This is a genomic window from Tahibacter aquaticus, from assembly GCF_004363655.1.
Classification (GTDB): Bacteria; Pseudomonadota; Gammaproteobacteria; order Xanthomonadales; family Rhodanobacteraceae; genus Tahibacter; species Tahibacter aquaticus.
The window spans coordinates 47,264-67,526 of record NZ_SNZH01000014.1 but is presented as its reverse complement, the minus strand read 5'-3'; the positions used below and the strand labels follow the sequence as shown (position 1 = coordinate 67,526).

Annotated in this window: 19 protein-coding genes; 15 read left to right on the top strand and 4 right to left on the bottom strand. The window is 65.8% G+C overall.

What is annotated here, in order from left to right:
* The 4 genes from DFR29_RS20450 to DFR29_RS20435 all read left to right on the top strand — a co-directional run bounded on the left by DFR29_RS20450 (position 1) and on the right by DFR29_RS20435 (position 5,857).
* On the top strand, positions 1–684 hold the full coding sequence (locus tag DFR29_RS20450) for a hypothetical protein (RefSeq protein WP_133820501.1): 684 nt from the start codon (positions 1–3) through the stop codon (positions 682–684).
* A gap of 171 nt (positions 685–855) precedes the next feature.
* A complete protein-coding gene (locus DFR29_RS20445; RefSeq protein ID WP_133820500.1) occupies positions 856–2,463 on the top strand; it encodes a carboxyl transferase domain-containing protein in 1,608 nt (535 codons plus the stop codon).
* A 224-nt stretch (positions 2,464–2,687) separates the two neighbouring features.
* The gene (locus DFR29_RS20440) at positions 2,688–4,358 is read left to right on the top strand and encodes a DUF1800 domain-containing protein (RefSeq protein ID WP_166654232.1); all 1,671 of its coding nucleotides are present in this window, start codon (positions 2,688–2,690) and stop codon (positions 4,356–4,358) included.
* A gap of 11 nt (positions 4,359–4,369) precedes the next feature.
* Positions 4,370–5,857 carry a DUF1501 domain-containing protein gene (locus DFR29_RS20435; protein ID WP_133820498.1) on the top strand — a complete coding sequence of 496 codons (1,488 nt, stop codon included), beginning with the start codon at positions 4,370–4,372 and terminating at the stop codon, positions 5,855–5,857.
* Between the two features lie 66 nt (positions 5,858–5,923).
* Here the strand turns inward: DFR29_RS20435 and DFR29_RS20430 are convergent, their stop codons facing one another.
* Entirely contained in the window at positions 5,924–8,218 is a 2,295-nt protein-coding gene (locus tag DFR29_RS20430) for a TonB-dependent receptor (protein WP_133820497.1), read from the bottom strand.
* 350 nt (positions 8,219–8,568) lie between these two features.
* On the opposite strand from DFR29_RS20430, the gene rpsF reads away from it, so the two are divergent.
* The 6 genes from rpsF (at position 8,569) to radA (ending at position 14,444) form a co-directional block, all read left to right on the top strand.
* A complete protein-coding gene (rpsF, locus tag DFR29_RS20425) occupies positions 8,569–8,976 on the top strand; it encodes a 30S ribosomal protein S6 (protein WP_133820496.1) in 408 nt (135 codons plus the stop codon).
* A 14-nt stretch (positions 8,977–8,990) separates the two neighbouring features.
* Positions 8,991–9,215, top strand: coding sequence for a 30S ribosomal protein S18 (gene rpsR / locus DFR29_RS20420; protein WP_133820495.1), 225 nt, complete (start codon positions 8,991–8,993; stop codon positions 9,213–9,215).
* A 218-nt stretch (positions 9,216–9,433) separates the two neighbouring features.
* Entirely contained in the window at positions 9,434–9,880 is a 447-nt protein-coding gene (gene rplI, locus DFR29_RS20415; RefSeq protein WP_133820494.1) for a 50S ribosomal protein L9, read from the top strand.
* A 407-nt stretch (positions 9,881–10,287) separates the two neighbouring features.
* On the top strand, positions 10,288–11,682 hold the full coding sequence (locus DFR29_RS20410; protein WP_133820493.1) for a replicative DNA helicase: 1,395 nt from the start codon (positions 10,288–10,290) through the stop codon (positions 11,680–11,682).
* A gap of 158 nt (positions 11,683–11,840) precedes the next feature.
* Entirely contained in the window at positions 11,841–12,917 is a 1,077-nt protein-coding gene (gene alr / locus DFR29_RS20405) for an alanine racemase (protein WP_133820492.1), read from the top strand.
* Positions 12,918–13,064: 147 nt separating this feature from the next.
* Positions 13,065–14,444, top strand: a complete 1,380-nt coding sequence (radA, locus tag DFR29_RS20400) for a DNA repair protein RadA (RefSeq protein ID WP_133820491.1) — start codon at positions 13,065–13,067, stop codon at positions 14,442–14,444.
* A 213-nt stretch (positions 14,445–14,657) separates the two neighbouring features.
* Here the strand turns inward: radA and DFR29_RS20395 are convergent, their stop codons facing one another.
* The 3 genes from DFR29_RS20395 to DFR29_RS20385 form a co-directional block, all read right to left on the bottom strand.
* Positions 14,658–15,248, bottom strand: coding sequence for a YceI family protein (locus tag DFR29_RS20395; RefSeq protein ID WP_133820490.1), 591 nt, complete (start codon positions 15,246–15,248; stop codon positions 14,658–14,660).
* A gap of 125 nt (positions 15,249–15,373) precedes the next feature.
* Positions 15,374–15,865 carry an SRPBCC family protein gene (locus DFR29_RS20390; RefSeq protein ID WP_133820489.1) on the bottom strand — a complete coding sequence of 164 codons (492 nt, stop codon included), beginning with the start codon at positions 15,863–15,865 and terminating at the stop codon, positions 15,374–15,376.
* Positions 15,855–16,211, bottom strand: coding sequence for an ArsR/SmtB family transcription factor (locus DFR29_RS20385; RefSeq protein WP_208113668.1), 357 nt, complete (start codon positions 16,209–16,211; stop codon positions 15,855–15,857). Before DFR29_RS20385 ends, DFR29_RS20390 begins: the two co-directional genes overlap by 11 nt.
* A gap of 139 nt (positions 16,212–16,350) precedes the next feature.
* On the opposite strand from DFR29_RS20385, the gene DFR29_RS20380 reads away from it, so the two are divergent.
* From DFR29_RS20380 to DFR29_RS20360, 5 genes are all read left to right on the top strand, one after another.
* Positions 16,351–17,361, top strand: a complete 1,011-nt coding sequence (locus tag DFR29_RS20380; RefSeq protein WP_166654231.1) for an AraC family transcriptional regulator — start codon at positions 16,351–16,353, stop codon at positions 17,359–17,361.
* A 186-nt stretch (positions 17,362–17,547) separates the two neighbouring features.
* Positions 17,548–17,931 carry a thiol-disulfide oxidoreductase DCC family protein gene (locus DFR29_RS20375; RefSeq protein WP_133820487.1) on the top strand — a complete coding sequence of 128 codons (384 nt, stop codon included), beginning with the start codon at positions 17,548–17,550 and terminating at the stop codon, positions 17,929–17,931.
* Positions 17,924–19,249 carry a fatty acid desaturase gene (locus tag DFR29_RS20370; protein ID WP_133820486.1) on the top strand — a complete coding sequence of 442 codons (1,326 nt, stop codon included), beginning with the start codon at positions 17,924–17,926 and terminating at the stop codon, positions 19,247–19,249. Before DFR29_RS20375 ends, DFR29_RS20370 begins: the two co-directional genes overlap by 8 nt.
* A 218-nt stretch (positions 19,250–19,467) precedes the next feature.
* The gene (locus DFR29_RS20365; protein WP_133820485.1) at positions 19,468–19,953 is read left to right on the top strand and encodes a hypothetical protein; all 486 of its coding nucleotides are present in this window, start codon (positions 19,468–19,470) and stop codon (positions 19,951–19,953) included.
* The gene (locus tag DFR29_RS20360) at positions 19,935–20,261 is read left to right on the top strand and encodes a DUF2845 domain-containing protein (RefSeq protein WP_133820484.1); all 327 of its coding nucleotides are present in this window, start codon (positions 19,935–19,937) and stop codon (positions 20,259–20,261) included. The genes DFR29_RS20365 and DFR29_RS20360 overlap by 19 nt, the downstream gene beginning before the upstream one ends.
* Positions 20,262–20,263: the final 2 nt, after the last annotated feature.

Here is a 20,263-nt window from a genome sequence, read left to right as displayed (position 1 = left end):
ATGAGATCGAGCGAAACCATGGTTACCGACCGCAATGCAGAGGATCCCTGGCAGCCGCTGGCCGAGGAGATCGTCCAGCGCTGCTCGCCGCTGAACTTCGATCCGGCCGCATTGCGCGAATTTCTGCAGGCCCAGCCGGCGATACAGCACCTGGACCAGCGCGACGCGCTGGGCGAATGCGTCGCCCGGCTTGTCGTCGGCGGCGGCATGGTCAGCCCGCATGCGGCGCGCGAGCTGGCCCAGCTGTTCGGCTGGCAGCAGGCCTCCGAGCGCAGCGGCGAGGACAGCGTGCTGCGCCATCCCGTGCTGCTGCAATTGCTGCAGCAGCGGGCGGCGCCGCAGCGGCGCGCGGTCGAGCTGAGCGGCCGCGCGCAGCGCAAGGAAAATAGGGAGCTGGCGCCCTGGGTGGTCAGTTCGCTGGGCGTGGGCTTTTTTGCCTATCACTGGCGCAACACTAGTGCGCACCTCGTGTTCGAGCCCAGCCTGTGGCGCAGCTGGTCGCCGCTGCTGCTGGCGACCTGCGTTGCACTAATGTGCATTATGGAATTCTGGATGATGCGCTACGACCCGCGCTCGCTCAGTGCACCGCTGACGCCTGGCCTGCAGCGCGCGCACTGGATCGGGCGCGGCGTACTCGGCGTGCTGGGCCTGGCCGCCGCCGCCGGCACCGCGCGGCTGCTCTGAGCCGGTCGATGCCAGCGGTACCGGCACGGCGACTGTGGCGCCACACGCCGGCGCATGCTGGCTGTTCGAATCGGCCCCGCAATACCGGTGCGCAGCCGTCGCGCCCGGCATTTCCCAAACCCCTGCGCGCTATGCTTTCATGCGCGACTTTGCCCTGAGCGGAATGCGCGCATGACTGTCATCGAATCGAAGATCGACTCCCGCAGCCCCGAATTCCAGGCCAATGCCAGCCAGTTGCGCGCGGCAGTAGACGAACTGCAGCAGCAGATGGCGCGCGTCGCCCTGGGCGGCGGCGAAAAGGCGCGCAACAAGCACACCGAGCGCGGCAAGCTGCTGCCACGCGAGCGCATCCGCGCCCTGCTCGATCCGGGCTCGCCCCTGCTGGAACTGTCGCCGCTGGCCGCCCACGGCATGTACGACGACGCGGCGCCCTGCGCCGGCGTGATCACCGGCATAGGCCGGGTACACGGCCAGGAAGTCGTCGTCGTCGCCAACGACGCCACGGTCAAGGGCGGCACGTATTTCCCGATGACGGTGAAAAAGCATCTGCGTGCCCAGGAAATCGCGCTGGAAAACCGCCTTCCCTGCATTTACCTGGTCGATTCCGGCGGCGCCTTCCTGCCGCTGCAGGACGAGGTATTTCCGGACAAGGAACACTTTGGCCGCATTTTCTACAACCAGGCACGCCTGAGCGGCCTGGGGCTGGCGCAGATCGCCGTGGTGATGGGCTCGTGCACTGCCGGCGGCGCCTACGTGCCGGCCATGTGCGACGAAACCATCATCGTCAAGGAACAGGGCACTATCTTCCTCGGCGGTCCGCCGCTGGTGAAGGCAGCCACCGGCGAAGTGGTGGACGCAGAATCCCTCGGCGGTGCCGATGTACACACCTCGGTTTCCGGCGTGGCCGACCATTTCGCCGAGAACGACGCGCATGCCCTGGCGATCGCCCGCGACGTGATCCGCCACCTCAACCGGCGCAAGAACCTGCCGGTCGCGGTCATTCCGCCGCGCGAGCCGGCTTACCCGGCCGACGACATCTACGGCGTCGTGCCGGCGGACACGCGGCGGCCGTTCGATATCCGCGAAATCATCGCGCGCATCGTCGACGGTTCGGACCTGCAGGAATTCAAGGCGCGCTACGGCAAGACCCTGGTCTGCGGCTTTGCGCATATCCACGGCTATCCGGTCGGCATCGTCGCCAACAACGGCATTCTGTTCGCCGAGTCGGCGCTGAAGGGCGCGCATTTCATCGAACTGTGCAACCAGCGCAATATTCCGCTGGTATTCCTGCAGAACATCACCGGTTTCATGGTCGGGCGCAAATACGAGAACGCCGGCATCGCCAAGGATGGGGCCAAGATGGTCACCGCCGTGGCCTGTTCCCATGTACCCAAGTTCACTGTGATCATCGGCGGCAGTTTCGGCGCCGGCAACTACGCCATGTGCGGCCGCGGCTACCAGCCGCGCTTCCTCTGGATGTGGCCGAATGCGCGCATCAGCGTGATGGGCGGCGAACAGGCCGCCTCGGTGCTGGCGACGGTACGCCGCGACGGCCTGGAAGCTGCCGGCAACAGCTGGAGCAGCGACGAGGAAGAGGCGTTCAAGTCGCCAATCCGCGCCCAGTACGAGCGCCAGGGCCATCCCTACTACGCCAGTGCACGGCTGTGGGACGACGGCGTGATCGATCCGGCCGACACGCGCCGCGTGCTCGGCCTGGCCTTGTCGGCCAGCCTGAATGCGCCGATCGAGCCGCAACGCTACGGCGTGTTCCGCATGTAATTGGCGGGCTCGGCCGCAAGCGCTACACCGCGTGTCCGTTGCTGGGCCGCTGCGTACAGATACGCCCCCTGGCCCTGCGCGCCGGGGAAAGTGGACCGTTCAATACCGTACGGACAGTCAACCCCTACCGTTCAGCGGCGTTTCACATTCGACTGTGCGCGCCGTCACGCTGGCGACGCCCATGTATGCGTATCGTGAAGACAGCCAGTTCCGGGGAATCAACCATGTCTCGCCTGACCAGCCGTCGCGGCGCGCTACTCGCGTGCGCCGCTCTATGTGTGTTCGCTTTTCCCGCCGCCCAGGCGCGCACTTTTCTGAAGAACGGTTTCGATCCGCCGGCCGACAGACCGGCTACCGATGCCGAAGCCGCCCGCTTCCTCACCCAGGCCACCTTCGGCCCGACCACGGCGGAAATCGCCAAGGTCCGCGCCATGGGATATTCCGCCTGGATCGACCAGCAGATGAACCAGGTCGCCATGACGGCGGCCCGGCCGCACATGGAAGCGGTCAGCGCGGCCATGGTCGCTGCCGGCGGCACCGACACCATCGGCCAGAACCAGCGCATGAGCCGCTGGTTCCACAGCGCCGTGACCGCACCGGACCAGCTGCGCCAGCGCGCCGCCTATGCGCTGTCGCAGATCTTCGTGATCGCCGACACCAATGGCAGCATCAGCGGCGAACCGATCCAGATGAGCGAATACTGGGATCTGCTCGCACGCAACGCATTTGGCATGTACCGCACGCTGCTGGACGAGGTCAGCTACAACCCGTCCATGGGCAAGTTCCTCAGCCATTTCCGCAACCGCAAGGCGGCGACCGGACGCGAGCCGGACGAGAACTACGCACGCGAAGTGATGCAGCTGTTCTCGATCGGCCTGTACGAGCGCAACCTCGATGGCTCACCCCTGCTCAGCAGCGGCCAGCCGGTGCCGACCTACGACCAGAACACCATTTCCAACTACGCCAAGGTGTTCACCGGCTTTGCCTATAACAACGCCGGCACCAACCTTTTCGGCGGCACCAATACCTACCTGCCCATGTCCTGTGTCGCGACCGAGCACGATGTCACGGCCAAGGTCGTCGTCGGCAATACCACCATTCCGGCCGGACAGAGCTGCGCCAACGATGTGCGCGACGGACTCAACCTGCTGGCCTCGCACGCCAACGTCGGTCCGTTCATTGCGCGCCAGCTGATCCAGCGCTTCACCACCAGCAATCCGTCGCCGGCCTACATCACTCGCGTCGCGCAGAAATTCAACAACAACGGCGACAGCGAACGCGGCGACCTGGCCGCCGTGATCAAGCAGGTATTGCTCGATACGGAAGCGCGCAACAACACGCCGCCGGCAACTTTCGGCAAGGTGCGCGAACCGCTGCTGCGCCTGACGGCGGTATTGCGCGCCTGGCCGTTCCAGCTGCCGGCCGCCACGGCCTACGGCGAGATCCGCATGGGCATGACCAATCCGACCGGCGCGTATGCGCAGCGTCCGCTCGGCGCCGCCACGGTGTTCAATTTCTACGAACCCGACTACCAGCATCCCGGCCCGCTGGCCGACGCCAACCAGTTCGCGCCGGAGATGCAGATCATCAACGAAGGCACGACGTATTCGATCTCCAACAGCCTGGCCGACTACACCTTCCGCTACTACGTCGGCATGACCAACCCGCCGACCGACCGGCCGCTGATCGACGTGACCGCACTGGCCGCGCTGGCCACGCCGGCGGCGATGGTCGAAGACGTCAACCAGCGCATGTTCTACGGCGCCATGTCCAGCAACACGCGTACCACGCTGACCAACATGCTGAGCTTCATGAACGGCGCGACGCCGAGCGAGAAAGCCCGCTCGCTGCTGCAGATCGCCGCCATGTCGCCCGAATTCGCCACGCAACGCTGAGGACTGCCGCGATGAAACATTCCGAACAAAACCGCCGGCAGTTCCTCAAGGCCCTGGGCGCGACGCTGTGTGCCGGCGGCGCCTCGGCGCTGCTGCCGCAGCTGAAACTGATGGGTTCGGCCCTGGCCGCCAGCACGGCGCCGGTGCCGAATTACCGCGCCCTGGTCTGTGTGTATCTGTCCGGCGGCAACGATTCCTGGAACATGCTGCTGCCCTATGACACCGCGCGCCACGCCACCTATGCGACGGCACGCAGCGGCATCTACAACGCCACCACTAATGCAGGCGGACTCGGCATCGACCGCGCCGCCCTGACCAGCCAGTTCCAGATCAACGACAGCGCCGGCAGCGGCCAGTACGCGGTCAATCCGGGCAACGCCAACTACGCCGGCGGCATGAGCGACGTGGCGACGATCTACCGTGCCAACAAGCTCGCCTTCATCGCCAACTGCGGCACCTTGCTGCGGCCGATCACCAAGACCGAATACAACAGCTCGCCGACCCTGCGTCCGCCGCAGCTGTATTCGCACAACGACCAGGAAAACCTCTGGCATCTGGCGCGCACCAGCCTGGCCAACGAAGGCTGGGGTGGACTGGTCGCCGACAAGGTGCGCCTGAACAACCTCAACCAGGCGCTGTCGCCGTGCATCTCGCTGGCCGGTTCCAACCGGTTCGAAGTCGGCCAGGACACCTTTCCCTACCAGATGTCCTCGGGCGGCCTGACCGGCCTGGCGAATATCTACAACGCGGCCAACAGCACCGGCGGCACCTACGGCTCGCAGCGCGCCGGCGCGCTCGACCTGTTGCTGGCGGATACCTCGAATACCTCGCTGCTCACCAAGGAATACGCCCGCACCTTCAAGCGCGGGCGCGATCTGTACGACCTGGTCAACTCGGCCCTGACCGCGGCCGACGGTTCGGGCAATGTGACGACCGTGTTCCCGACCGGCAACTCGCTGGCCGACCAGCTCAAGATGGTCGCGCGCATGATCAAGATCTCGCGCGAAGGCAATGGCCAGATCCAGCACCAGCGCCAGATCTACTACGTGCGCTTCGGCGGCTTCGACCTGCACGACAACCTGATGTCGACCGCCACCAACGGCCATGGCGCACTGCTCAACCGCGTGTCGCAGGCCATGGGCGCGTTCTGGGCGGCACTGGGCGAACTGGGCGCGCAGAACGAGGTGACCACCTTCACCATGAGCGAATTCGCCCGCACGCTCAGCTCCAACGGCAATGGTTCCGACCATGCCTGGGGCGGCGTGCAGATGGTCATGGGCGGCGCCGTCAACGGCGGCCGTCTCTACGGCACCTTCCCCGACCAAGCGCTCAACAACGCCATCAGCTTCACCCGCGGCCAGACCATTCCGTCCACCAGCGTAGACCAGGTCGCCGCGACGCTGGCGCGCTGGATGGGCGTGACCAGCACCAACGATCTCAACGCGATCTTCCCCAACCTGCCGAACTTCCCCACCAACAATCTCGGCTTCATGGCCTGAGTCGCGCGCAGCGCATCGACCTGACCGCCCGGCATCTGCCGGGCGGTTTTTTATTGCCGCAAGCGCTTAAAACGTCGCCTTGAACTCCACGCCCCAGGTGCGCGGCTCGTTGAGGAAGCCGTTCAGGTTATTGAAGTCCAGGCCGCCGACGATGACTTCCCGGTCGGTGATGTTGCGCCCGAACAGGGCGAGCTCGTAGTCGCCGTAGTTCCAGTTGTAGCCCAGGCGCAGACCGCCTTCGAGCAGCGCCTTGCCGGTGAACTCCACCGACTCGTACAGGAAAAAGTTTACTTTGCTGCGATACGCCCAATCGGTATAGATAAAGAATTCGCCACCGGCCATGGGTATGCCGTAGCGCGCCGTGAGGTTGTAGACATGGCGCGGCGCCTGCGGCAGCGGATTGCCGTCGATGCGGGCCGTACCGGCGACGCTGCCAGCCGGGTCCAGCACGGTACAGGGCGCGGCGCACTGGAATACCGCCAGGCTGTCGTCCTGTATTTCGGTGTCGTTGAAGCTCGCCCCCACGGTGACCAGCAGGCGTTCGCTCAGCAGCGCTTCCAGGTCCAGCTCGGCGCCGCGGCCGACAGCCTTGTCCGCATTGACCAGGCGCGCGATGTTGGCATTGCCGCCAACCGCGGTGAGCTGCGGATCGTCGATGGTGTAGTGATACAGCGAGAAGCCCAGGCGCAGGCGGTTCTGCCACAGCTGCGCCTTGATGCCGCCTTCCCAGGACAGCACGGTTTCCGACTCGGCCACGGTGACCAGCTCGTCGCTGGGCAAGGTGGCATCGGCGAACATCAGCCGGCCCTGCACGCTGGGCGCGCGGAAACCGCGGGCAACGCGGCCATACAGGTTGACCGTTTCGTTGGCCTGGTAGACGGCACTCAGATCCCAGCTCACGTCGGTATCGGTAGGGCTGATGCGGATCGGCGCGATCGGCGGACCGAACGGACCGACCACGCGCGCCGCGGTGAACTCCTTGCGATCGTCGCTGTAGCGCACGCCGCCGCGCAGTTTCAGGCGTTCGGTCAGGTCGTAGTCGCCCGAGGCGAACACGGCCCAGGCCTGGTTGTCCTGTTTTTGCGTGGCATAGCCATTCTGCGGCTGGCCCGGTGCCAGGGTGTCGTAGCTGAACGTGTCGACGTCGATGGATTCGTCGAAGCCGAACACGCCGGCCTGCCAGTCGAAGCGGCCCCATTCGTTGGATTCGAGGCGGAATTCCTGGGTCAGCTGGCGGTGGTTGGGCAAGCCGTCGGCAGATTCGGCCGGAAACGGAATCAGGCCCGGCCCGTAGTTGCCTTCGCCGAGGAACACCGCGCCATAGCCGCCGTCGATATCGCCGCGGCTGTACGCATCGACGCTTTCGTAGCCGGTGATCGAATGCAGGGTCGTGCCGCCCAGATCCCAACGCAGGCGCAGATTGGCGCCGAACTGGCTGAGGTCTTGCTCGTTGCGGCCGTCGATGCTGACACGGTCGCGCTGGAAGCCCGGCACCAGGTCGTTCGTGCCTTGCTGAATGATGTTGGCGCGGAACAGCCGCGCCGTGCCGTCGAGCTTGCGCGCATGCAGGTTGAGCAAGGCCTCGAACGCATCGCTGGGCTGATGCAGGAGTTGCAGGCGTGCAGCGCTCTCGCGATAGCCTTCCAGGTCGTCGCCGGGGCCGTTGCGCGTGTTGTCGACCCAGTCTTCGCGGCGCTGGTTCAGCACCGACAGGCGCGCCGAGGTAGACGCGCCCAGCGCGCCGGTAACCGCGCCGGACAGGTTGGTCGTGCCATAGCTGCCGTAGCTGAGCCTGGCGTAGCCGCCGAACTCTTGCTGCGGCCTGGCCGATTCGAACTTGATCACGCCGGCCGGCGAATTCCGCCCGAACAAGGTGCCCTGCGGGCCGCGCGCCATTTCGACCTGGTCCAGATCGAAGATCGGAAAGCCCTTGAGAATGGGGTTTTCCTGTACCACGCCGTCATACACCAGCGATACCGGCTGCGACGCGTTGAGGTCGAAATCGGTATTGCCCAGGCCGCGGATATAGAAGCGCGGAAACGCGCGGCCGAACGACGACTCGATATTCAGGCTGGGCAGCCGGCCCGACAGGAAGCGGATGTCGTCGCCACCCGAGCCCAGCACCTCCAGCTTCTCGCTTTCGACCGCGGTGATCGCCATCGGCACGTCCTGGATATTCTCCAGCCGGCGCTGCGCGGTGACGGTGACGGTCTCCAGTGCCGGCGCCTCGGCGGAAGCCTTCTCGTCGGGTTCGCGCTGGGCCAGCTCCTCGGCTGCGACAGCGCCCGGCAGGGCCAGGGCAATGGCCGCGGCCAGGCCGCTCAGATAGGGGCCGCGGGCGCGGCGGTTCGGCGTCGTCATGGATTGCGATCCCTCGTGGCTGAAGAAGAGAACGGCGATGGCACGACGCGGCCGGCCCGATCGCAGCAGCCGGCCGCGAGCCGTTTCGGTCGGCTCGGCTCCGGCTGCAGCCCTGTCGATGCGGCAAAGGCAGCGTTGGCAGCACTCTGCCCAAAAATGTCCGTCCGCGCCAGGAAGCAGGCGCGCCGGCACAGGCATACCGTGCTTTCGCTTCAACAACTTGCCAAGCCCCGCCCCCTCCCCTAGAATGCGCGCCCCCGTCTGCCGTCCGGTAGCGGGCCTTGCCTCACCGCGCCGCGGGAGGCTGCGCAGCGGCATTCGCCGGTCTGCGACATCCACAAGGAGTTTCCATGCGTCATTATGAAATCGTGTTCCTGGTCCATCCGGACCAGAGCGAACAGGTGCCCGCCATGATCGAGCGTTACAAGACGCTGATCGAAGGCGACAAGGGCGCCATCCACCGTCTGGAAGACTGGGGCCGCCGTCAGCTCGCGTTCCCGATCCAGAACCTGGCCAAAGCCCACTACGTCATGATGAACATCGAGTGCAGCCAGACCGTGCTGACCGAACTCGAATCGGGCTTCCGCTTCAACGACGCCGTGCTGCGCCACCTGATCCTGGTGCGCGACGAAGCCGTCACCGAGCAGTCCTTCATCATGAAGACCAAGGACGAGAAGAACGGCGATCGCCGTCGTCGCGATGACGATGAAGGCGGTTTCGGCGGCAATGCCGATTCCAACGATGCCGAAGCGGCCTGAGCCAGGAGACCACCATGTCGAAATTTTTCCGCCGCAAGAAGTTCTGCCGTTTCACCGCTGAAGGCACGGTCGAGATCGATTACAAGGATCTGAACACCCTGCGCCAGTACGTCGGCGAAACCGGCAAGATCGTGCCGAGCCGCATCACCGGCACCAAGGCCAAATACCAGCGCCAGCTCGGCATCGCTATCCAGCGCGCCCGTTTCCTGTCGCTGCTGCCGTATTGCGACAACCACTAAGCCAGCAGGCTTGGCGATTAGCTGATACACCCGTCGCTTGCTTGCGAGCGACGGTCGCTCCTCCTCTCCCCGTGCAAGCTCAGGGGACAGGGTTTGAAGAATCGAGTCTCGCGACGTTTAGCGACATCGCGATTCGGACAGCCACCGCTGCATCCGTAGAATTCCGGCACCGTTTTTCAACGAGTGCCGATCCGGGTGCTAACGAATCGGAGAATCTCATGCAACTCATCCTGCTGCAGAAAGTGAAGAACCTCGGCGTGCTCGGCGACAAGGTCAATGTGAAGCCGGGTTACGGCCGCAACTACCTCGTTCCGCAGGGCAAGGCCGTGCCGGCCACCGCCGACAACGTCGCCCAGTTCGAACAGCGCCGCGCTGAATTCGAAGCCAAGGCAAACCAGGTGCTGTCCGGCGCCGAAGGCCGCAAGGCCGCCCTGGAAGGCGCCAGCGTCACCCTCAGCGCCAATGCCAGCCCGGAAGGCAAGCTGTTCGGTTCGGTCGGCCCGCGCGACATCGCCGAAGCCTTCACCGCCGCCGGCAAGCCGCTGGAAAAGTCCGAAGTGGTCATGGGCGAAGGCCCGCTGCGCCACATCGGCGAATTCGAAGTGCAGGTCCATCTGCACGCCGACGTGCACACCACGGTCAAGGTCATCGTCACCGCCGGCTGATCGGCGCGCGCCAGCGCCGCAGTGGACCAGGCCAGCAGGCCCGATCCACCGCTGCAGCAGCGCACAGGCACTACCTAGCGACGGGCGCCCCAGGGCGCCCGTTCGTTTTGGTCCGCAGCGCGCCAGGGAGCTCGTTCGTACTTGGTCCGCAGCGCGCCAGGTGGCGCTACGCTGCAGCCCGTGGTGCATCGGGACTGGCCTGTCGTGTTGCAGCACGCGCTTGCGTTTCCATCAGAGGCGTCCACGGCCGCCGCTTACGATCTGGCAGCACCCGCGTCCGGCTGGCTGAACGCGATACACACGACTCCACAACTTACCCACAGGCTGACCCCAGCTTGTTGTCTCGACAGACGAGACGGCGCTTCGCATCATCGAAGGCCGTGCCAGTCGCTCGCCGCGAGAATTCAATGGCCGCTTCGCCTGACCGTAAACCTGCTGCCGCGCGCAGCATCGACGCCCTGCGCGTACCGCCGCATTCGGTAGACGCCGAGCAAGCCGTACTGGGCGGGCTGATGTTGTCGCCCGAGGCCTGGGACAAAGTCGCCGATCGCCTCAGCGAGGACGACTTCTACCGCAAGGACCACCGCGTCATCTTCCGCGCCGTGGCCGAGCTGTCGAACAAGAGCATGCCCTGCGACGCCGTCACGCTGGGCGAATGGTTCGAAGCGCAGGGCCTGGCCGACCTGGTAGGCGGTACGGCCTATATCGTGCAGCTGGCGAATACCACGCCCAGCGCAGCGAACATCATTGCCTACTGCGACATCGTGCGTGAAAAGTCGGTACTGCGGCAGCTCATCGACGCCGGCACCGAGATCGCCAGCGACGGTTTTGCTCCCGATGGCCGCAGCACGCAGGAAATCCTCGAAACCGCCGAGCAGCGCGTGTTCCGCATCGCCGAAGCCGGTTCGCGCGGCCGCCAGGGCTTCGTGCCCATGCGCACCGCGGTCAAGGATGCCTTCGCCATCCTGCATCACCGCTTCGAGAACCGCGGCACCGTCACCGGCATGCCGACCGGCTTCACCGACCTCGACGAAATGACAGCCGGCCTGCAGCCGTCTGACCTGATCATCGTCGCCGCGCGCCCCGCCATGGGCAAGACCGCGTTCTCGCTCAACATGGCCGAATACGCCGCCATGAAGACCAAGCGCGCTGTCGCCGTGTTCTCCATGGAAATGTCGGCCTCGCAGCTCGCCTTCCGCCTGATTTCCTCGGTCGGCCGCATCAACCAGCAGCATCTGCGCAACGGCGACATCCAGGAAGAGGAATGGCCGCGCGTGACCGCAGCAATCACCCTGCTGTCGGAAGCCAAGATCTTCATCGACGACACGCCGGCGCTGTCGCCGTCGGAATTGCGTGCGCGCTGCCGCCGCCTCAAGCGCGAGCACGACCTGGGCCTGATCGTGATCGACTACCTGCAGCTGATGCAGGTGCCCGGGAACAAGGAGAATCGCGCCACCGAAATTTCAGAAATCTCGCGCAACCTGAAGGCCTTGGCGAAAGAGCTGAACGTGCCCGTGATCGCCCTGTCCCAGCTCAACCGCTCGCTGGAACAGCGCCAGGACAAGCGCCCGGTCATGGCCGACCTGCGCGAATCGGGCGCTATCGAACAGGACGCCGACGTGATCATGTTTATCTACCGCGACGACTACTACAACCAGGATTCGCCCGACAAGGGCCTGGCCGAAATCATCATCGGCAAGCAGCGTTCCGGCCCCACCGGCAGCGTCAAGCTCACCTTCCTGGGCCAGTACACCAAGTTCGAGAACCATGCCTCGGACAATTATCTGGGCGCGTACGAGTAACGGCCCCGGCTCGGCGCTGCAGCAGTCATGACGCGATAGCGCAGACGCACGCCGCGCCGGCACGTCTGCGCCAGCCGCAGGCTGCTCGCCGCGGCACCGCACGCTGCGTATCCGATTGAACTTTTCCCTTTAGCGATTTCTGCCCGACCCAGCCCGCCGTGAGCCGCACTACTGTCGCCACCATTCACCTGTCCGCGCTGCGCGCCAATCTCGCCCGCATCCGCGCGCTGAGCCATGGCGCCAACATCATGGCCGTGGTCAAGGCCGACGGCTACGGCCATGGCCTGGAACGCGTGGCGCGCGCGTTGGCCGACGCAGACGCCTTCGGCGTCGCCGCCATCGCCGACGGCCTGCGCCTGCGCGCTGCGGGCCTGCGCCAGCGCATTGTCGTGCTGTCCGGCCCGGACGAGGCGGCCGACCTGGCCGAAATGCGCCGGCTGCAGCTCGACGCCGTCATTCACCACGAGGCGCAGCTGCAATGGCTGGAAGCCGACCGCGACAGCCGGCCGCTGCGCGTCTGGCTGAAGATCGACACCGGCATGCACCGGCTGGGCTTTGCGCCGGAACAGGTGGCAGTCGTGCACGATCGCCTGCGCGCGCTGGCGACGCTGCACGACGACATCGTGCTGATGACGCATTTCGCCGCCTCCGACGAATTCGACAGCACCACCACGGCAACACAGATTGCGCGCTTCGACGAAGTCACCCGGCACCTGCCGGGCGAGCGCTGCCTGTCCAATTCCGCCGGCCTGCTCGGCTGGCCGGCGGCCCGCAGCGACTGGGTGCGTGCCGGTGGTTTGCTATACGGTCTTTCCGTCGTCGCCGGCAAAAGCGGCAGCGAGCTGGGCTTCGCCCCGGCCATGACCTTGTCGTCGCGGCTGATCGCGATCAACCGGCTGCGGCAGGGCGAGAAAGTCGGCTACGCCGGCACCTGGACCTGCCCCGACGACATGGACGTCGGCGTGATTTCCATCGGCTACGGCGACGGCTATCCGCGCAGCGCCGCCAGCGGCACGCCGGTGCTGATCGGCGGCGAGTTCGCCTACGTGATCGGCCGCGTGTCGATGGACCTGATCACGCTGGACCTGCGCCAGGCGCCGTCGGCGCGCCTGGGCGACCGCGCCGTGCTCTGGGGCCGCGGCCTGCCAGCGGAACGCATCGCCGACGCGGCCGGCACCATTTCCTACGACCTCACCTGCGGCATGACCAAGCGCGTACTGTTCGTCGAAGACTGAAGCGTATGGCTGCAGCCTTGCAGTCTCGCCATCTGCGACCCATCGTTGCGATGCTGCGGCGCGCTGTTGCGCCCTCATCCGACCAGCGCTGCTGCAGCGGCATGCGCAAAGTCTTGCCTACGCCGCCCCCGACACAGGATTCCGCCCATGGCCAAAGCCAAGACCGCCTACGTCTGCAGCGAATGCGGTAGCGAACACAATAAATGGCAGGGCCAGTGCGCCGACTGCGGCGTCTGGAACACGCTCAGCGAAATCGTGCTCGGTCCGGCCAAACCTGCCCCGGCCACCGGCCGCCGCAGCGGCTATGCCGGCGCCGCCGCCGCGCCGCAGGTGCAGTCGCTGAGCGAGGTTGCACAACTGGTCGAGGCGCGCACCTCGATCGGCATCGGCGAGCTTGATCGCGTACTCGGTGGCGGCCTGGTCGAAGGTTCGGTCGTGCTGATTGGCGGCGATCCCGGCATCGGAAAATCCACCTTGTTGCTGCAGATGCTGGGCGCGCTGGGCGAACGCATCAGCAGCCTGTACGTCACCGGCGAAGAATCGCTGGCCCAGGTTGCTGCACGCGCACTGCGCCTGGGCCTGTCGCTGGCGCCGTTGCGCGCGCTGGCGGAAACCTGCGTCGAGCGCATTGTCGAACATGCCGCCGCGCACAAGCCGCGCGTGCTGATCATCGACTCCATCCAGACCATCTGGACCGAACTGCTGACCGCCGCGCCAGGTTCGGTCAGCCAGGTGCGCGAATCGGCCGCCAAACTGACCCGTTTCGCCAAGGAAAGCGGCATCAGCGTCTTCCTGGTCGGCCACGTGACCAAGGAGGGCGGCATCGCCGGCCCCCGCGTGCTGGAACACATGGTCGATGCGGTGCTGTATTTCGAAGGCGAATCCGGCAGCCGCTTCCGCGTGCTGCGCGCGTTCAAGAACCGCTTCGGCGCGGTCAACGAACTCGGCGTGTTCGCCATGTCGGACAAAGGCCTGCGCGAAGTACCCAACCCGTCAGCGATTTTCCTTTCCGCACACACCGGGCCGACACCGGGCAGCGCGGTAATGGTCACGCGCGAAGGTACGCGGCCGCTGCTGGTGGAAGTACAGGCCCTGGTCGACCAGTCGCCGCTGGCCAACCCGCGCCGCGTCGCCCTGGGCCTGGAGCAGAACCGCCTTGCCATGCTGCTGGCCGTGCTGCATCGCCACGGCGGCGCAGCAGTTTACGACCAGGACGTCTTCGTCAACGTGGTCGGCGGCATCCGCGTACAGGAAACCGCCGCCGACCTGCCCATCCTGTTCGCCATATTGTCCAGTTTTCGCGACCGGGCGCTGGCTGACAAACTGGTCGCCTTCGGCGAAGTCGGCCTGTCCGGCGAAATTCGTCCGGTGCCCAACGGCGAGGAGCGGCTCAAGGAAGCCGCCACGCACGGATTCCTGCGCGCCGTGGTGCCGCGGGCGAATGCGCCGAAGAAAGGCAAGATTGGCGAAATGGAAGTTATCGGAGTGGACCGGTTGAGCGAGGCGCTGGATGCGATCATGCAGTGACGTGCCCTGGCAATAGACGTAGGTCGGGGCAAGCCGCAGGCGCACTCCGACATCGCGGCATTTCGTATCGAAATCCCCATGCCGGAGCAGCTTGTTCGCTGTTCCGCAAGCGGCGGAATGTCGTTCGGCATGGGTTCTTTGTAGCTGCGATACCTCGATGCTGGGGGTGCGCCTTCGGCTTAACCCCCACGCTCGCCGGCACGCGGTTTTTGCTTATTTCGGTACTTCGGGCAACGCATCCTTGAACGCCTCAACCTGAATCCGGATCGTGATCTTGCCCATGCCGTTGTCGCTGTACTGGCTCATGCCCCAGTCGGCACGATCCAGCTGCCCCACCGCATCGGCGCCGCAGACCGGTTTCTTGAAGTAGGGATGCTCCATGCAGGCGAAGCTCTTGATCTCCAGGGTCAGCGGCTTGGCGATGCCGCGCAGGCTCAGCTCGCCTTTGACCGAGGTCGGCTTGTCGCCACTGAACTGCAGCTCGCCGCGATAAATCAATTTCGGGAATTTGGCCGCATTGAGCCAATCTTCCTTGACCGCATGCTCGTGCATCGCATCCATGCCGAAGTCGATGCTGTCGGCCTCGGTTTCCACACGCACACTGCCCTTCTTCGCTGCCAGGTCGAGCTGGATTTCGCCGCTGCTGCGGTTGAATTTGCCGCGCCAGACCGACAGGCCCATATGCGGCATTTCCAGGCTGGGGTAGGTGTGGTCCGGATCGATCACGTATTTTTCCGGCGCCGCATAGGCGGGCAGCACAGCAGTAGCGGCAAGCAGGGCGAACAGGCGTGGGTGCAGGCACATGGGACAGGCTCCGATGGGTTCAGTAGATGGGACGAAGCGCCGCTACCGGCATGGCCTGAGTCGCCCGCTTCTGTAACAGGCGTCGAATCGGCGATGCCGGAATCGACATGTGGCCCGCGGCGATTTTACCCGGCGCGCGCAACCTCCTTGCCCAGCGCGCTCAGCAGCTCGCTCCAGCCCAGTTCGCGCGTCTGCGTCGCATCGTGACCGTCAAGGAAGGCCCCCTGTTCGGTCAGGATCAGGCGCGTGGCATCGCCTTCGGCGCGCAATTCCACCGTCAGCAGCGACGCGGAAATAGGCGTGCCGTCGCGCGCCATCGAATAGCCCAGCACGATGCGCTGCTGCGGCACGATGTTGAAGTACACCGTTTCGTCGGTATAGACCGGATCGCCCTGCTTCTGCGCAAAGCGGCCGCGTTCGCGCCCGCCGACGCGAAAGTCGTGGCTGTATTCGGTGATTTCCCAGCCCTCGCCCTCCACGAACCAGCGGTTCTTCGCCGCGGGGTCAGCCCAGGCACGGAACACGCGCTCGGGCGAAACCGGATAGACCCGCTGCAGCGTGAACTGGGCATGGGCGACGGAGTGTTCTACAGCAGTGGAAGAGGTATCAGCCTTCATTGTTGGACTCCTGGGGGTGGTTTTCCTGCAGAAATTCGCCCAGCCGGTCCAGCCGGCTTTCCCACTGCCGGCGGTACAGATCGACCCAGGCGGAGACATCGCGCAACGGTGCGGTTTCGAGCTTGCAGGGCCGCCACTGCGCCTGGCGGCCGCGGCTGATCAGGCCGGCGCGCTGCAGCACTTTCAGGTGCTTGGTGATGGCCGGCAGGCTGATCGCAAAAGGCTGGGCCAATTCGGTGACCGAGCTCTCGCCCTGGGCCAGGCGCGCCAGGATGGCGCGGCGGGTCGGATCGGCCAGGGCGGCAAAGGTCAGGCTGAGTGCGTCGGCGGACAGGGTAGACTGCATTACTAACCTTTCGGTTAATTAACCATTTGGTGAATTTCTCAGAATGCAGCCCTGGCGTCAAGCCGGAAGGACACGCTTGCGCCGCGGCAAGCGCTGTCGTCATCCTCGCCCCTCCTGCGGCTGCTGCCCATGCGCGCCTATGCTCACTTTTGCCCTGCTGTTGATCGGCTTTTCCGTCGGCAGCGCGCTGTTGCTGTTGCTGGCCAATCTCAGCGGCTATGGCACGGCCGAACAAAGCCCGGGTTCGCGCCTGGCCGCGATCGTGCTGTTGCTGGGAATGGCCAGCCTGCAGTTGCTGCACGGCGACTACCTGCTGCATGGCGGCGACTTGTTCCATGCGCGCTACTACGCCGCACTGCTGTTTTGCGTCGATCCGGCGTTCTACCTGTTCTTCCTCGGTGTATTGCGCCCGCCGGACACGGCCAGTCCGCTGCGCCTGCTGCATTTCGCGCCACTGCTGCTGGTGCCGTGGCTGCCGGCGACGCTGGCCGTGCCCTTGTCGTTCGTGTTCGGCGCGCTGCATGCGCTGCTGTTGCTGCGCCTGGTCTACGGCCTGCGCTCGCAGCGCCGGCATTTCCGCGTGGAAGCCGTCGCCTTCGCCGGTTTCGCTGGTATCGCGCTGCTGATTCTCGGCCTGGGCCTGAGCACACCCTGGTATAGCGAGCGTGCATTCTTCCTGGGCTATTCCAGCCTGATCGGCCTGGCTTTCTGGCTGATCGTCTATCTGCTGCTGCGCTTTCCCGATCTGCTGGGCCGCACCGCCGAGGCGGTGCGCAATGCCTATGCCAGTTCGACCCTGGGCCGGGTCGACCAGGAGCAGAAGCTGGTCCGCCTCAAGCAGCTGATGGGCGAGGAAAAGGTCTATGTCGACGAAAACCTGAGCTTGGCCAGCCTGGCGCAACAGCTGGAGCTGACCCCGCACCAGCTGTCGGAGCTGATCAATACCCGCTTCGGCATCGGCTTCTCGCGCTACGTGCGCGAACACCGGGTGGAAGCAGCCAAGCGCCTGCTGCTGGCCGAACCGGACGCTTCGGTGCTGTCCATAGGCCTGGCCGTCGGCTTTACCTCGCAATCGAATTTCTACAGCGCATTCCGCGAGATCGCCGGCGAGGTACCCGGGCGTTTCCGCAAGCGCGCCGGCACGGACTGAACCGGCCGGCGCCACGGAAAGCGCCGACAGCATTGCGTTCCTATCATTCTGGAAACAGCCAAGCTATTGATTGAAAAGGACACGCGAATCCGCGGCAGAAAATCTGTTCCTGTCTTCGCATAGCGGAAGCGCAGCGGGGCAGGCCGGCGCGAGGCTGGCCTGGTCTTCCCGGCTGCGAGTCCTGCCATGTCCTCTGTCCCGCCCATCACCGTATTTTTCGACGGCTACTGCCCGGTCTGCCGCCGCGAAGTCGCCAACTACCGCCGCCTGGCTCCGCAGGCCGCCATTGTCTGGCGTGACCTGGCCGGTGGCGGCGATGTACTGGCTAACGAAGCGTTCGACCTCGCTGCCGCACTGACCCTGCTGCATGTGCGCGACGGCGACGGCCGGCTCTGGCGCGGACTCGATGCGCACCTGTGCCTGTGGGCGGCACTGCCGGGCTGGCGCCTGCTGGTGGCGCCGATACGCCGCCTGAGCTGGCTGCGCCGCGGACTGGAAGCGAGCTACCTGCTGTTCACTCGCTACCGTCCCGGCCTGCGCCGGCGCCAGCGGGAGCAGGCGCATGACTGAGTCGCTTGCCCCGTCGATCCGCTGGCGCGACCTGGTAGCGCTGAGCCCGGCCCAGCGCGCTGCGGAGCTGCTACAGCCATTGCCCTGGCTGGCACTGGCCCTGGGCCTGGCACACGCCCGCTGGACCTTCGCCGCCCTGGTGGCGAGCGCGCTGTTCTTCACCGCCGGCCTGCGCCTGACCCACGACCTCTACCACCGCAATCTGGGCCTGGGCAGGCGCAGCAGCGACCGCCTGCTGTTCCTGCTCAGCGTGTTGCTTGGCGGCGCCCTGCACGCGATCGAGCACACGCATCTGCACCATCATCGGCATTGCCTGGCCGAGGACGATCTGGAAGGCCAGATCGGCAAGCTCGGCTTCTGGGCGGCGCTATGGCATAGCCCGGTCTATCCGCTGCTGATCCATATCCATGCCCTGCGCCGCGGCAGCCCGCGCCAGCGACGCTGGATACAGGTGGAACTCGGTGCCATTGCCGCAAGCCAGGCCATGATCTGGAGCAGCGGCAGTACGGCCTTGCAGACCGTGTCGATCGCCTTGCTCCTGGCCAATGCAGCCGTGCCCATGGTTGGCATCTGGAGCGTGCACCGTGGCTGCGAACACAGCCACGACCGCGCCCGCAGCCAGCGCCAGCGCTGGCTGGACGGGCCGACCTTCAACATGCTGTACCACCTGGAACATCACCTCTACCCGGGCGTGCCGGCACGGCATCTGCCACAGCTGGCGCGGCGCCTGGACGCGGCACGGCGCGAACCGGTCACGTCGATCTGGGCCGGCAGCGGCGACCTCGCCGCAACCCGCCGCCGCTGGCAACGCGGCCTCGCCCTGGGCCTGATCGCGCTGTTGCCGTTGCTCGGCGGTTGCCGCCATCGCCTGGCCGGCGTGGAAACACTCGACGCCTGCGCCTTCGGCCTGCCCGTCGTGGCCGAAACCATCAGCTATCCCCTGGCCCTGCCCGGGCGCCAGGGCGATGGCGTCGCCGGCAACTGTCAGTTCCGCCAGCTCGAACAGTCCGGCGACGCCTCCCAGATTCAGCTGAGCCTGTACACCGACGCAGCGGCCGGGGGCCGGCCGTTGGCGCAGACCCTGGCCCTGATCCTGGCCGAAGCCGGCAATAACTTCGGCGACAGCACGACGGCGACCCTGGGTTCGCCGGGGCCACTCGCCTACGTCTTCGACAGCAATGGCGAACCGGCCCAGATCGTCATTGCCGAGCGCGGCCTGGTGCTGGAAATCGGCCTGCGTGGCCTGCAGCGGGAACGTGCGCTGCGCTTGGCGCAGCAGCTATGGCTGGCTTTGGCCCGGTACCGGCCGCGGGAGTAGCGCAAACCTGCTAACAGACGCATACGGCGGCCCCCGGTACCGCCGATTGAAGCCGCCGCCTATCCCCGCAATCATCGCAGCAAGCAGGAACACCGGCGACGCACGCGGAATGCGAACAGCAGGTCGCCCGGCTGCAAAAGCTGCTGCAGCGGAACCCAGCCGCCTACAAACGCCGCCTGCTCGCGCTGGCCCTGCTCGGCTACGGCTATCTGGCCAGCGTGGCCTTGCTGCTGCTGGCCGCAGCGCTTTCGCTGCTGTTTCTCAAAGCACTGGCGATCAAGCTGATCATTCCGCTGGCGGCGCTGATCTGGGCGGTACTGCGTGCCTTGTGGGTGCGCCTGCACCCGCCGCAGGGCTTTGCGATTGGCCACCGCACCGCCCTGCTGGTGTTCGACCGCGTCGAGCAATTGCGCCGCGTACTGGTCCCCGACGATCTGAACGCCGCCGTGGCGCAGGTGCCGCGGCTGGGCCTGTTCGGCTGGCATCGCCACCATCTGCTGCTCGGCCTGCGCTTGCTGAAATGCCTGACAGCCGGGCAACTCGATAAAGTGTCTACGGCGCAAACAGCGCGTTCGCGAAGAAACTGGACAAGGTCGACGGCGCGCGCATTCTCTTATCCACGACCCGGCACGCGGGAAAAACTCAGCCACGCCACGCGGCAGCCATCCATCCAGGGGAAAAATCCATGTTTCGACATCTTGTAGCCTGCGCGGCATTGCTGTTTGCCGCCAATTGCACCGCACACCAGCTCACCGGCTCATCGTCCGACAGCGCCCGCCTGGGTTCCAAGGTAATCAGCGCAGGCGACAGCCGGGCGCGCGTCATCGACGCGGCCGGAGAGCCGCTGTTCGAGAAGGCCGTGTATCGCAATCGCGAGGTCAAGCTGGGACAGCGCCTGTTCTATCGCAGCGGCAACAATCGGCATACCGTCATCCAGTTCGACCTCAACGACAAAGTCATCTGGGCACGCGACGTCATCGGCCAGCTGAGCGACGTGAAGCAGGCCGACTGAGG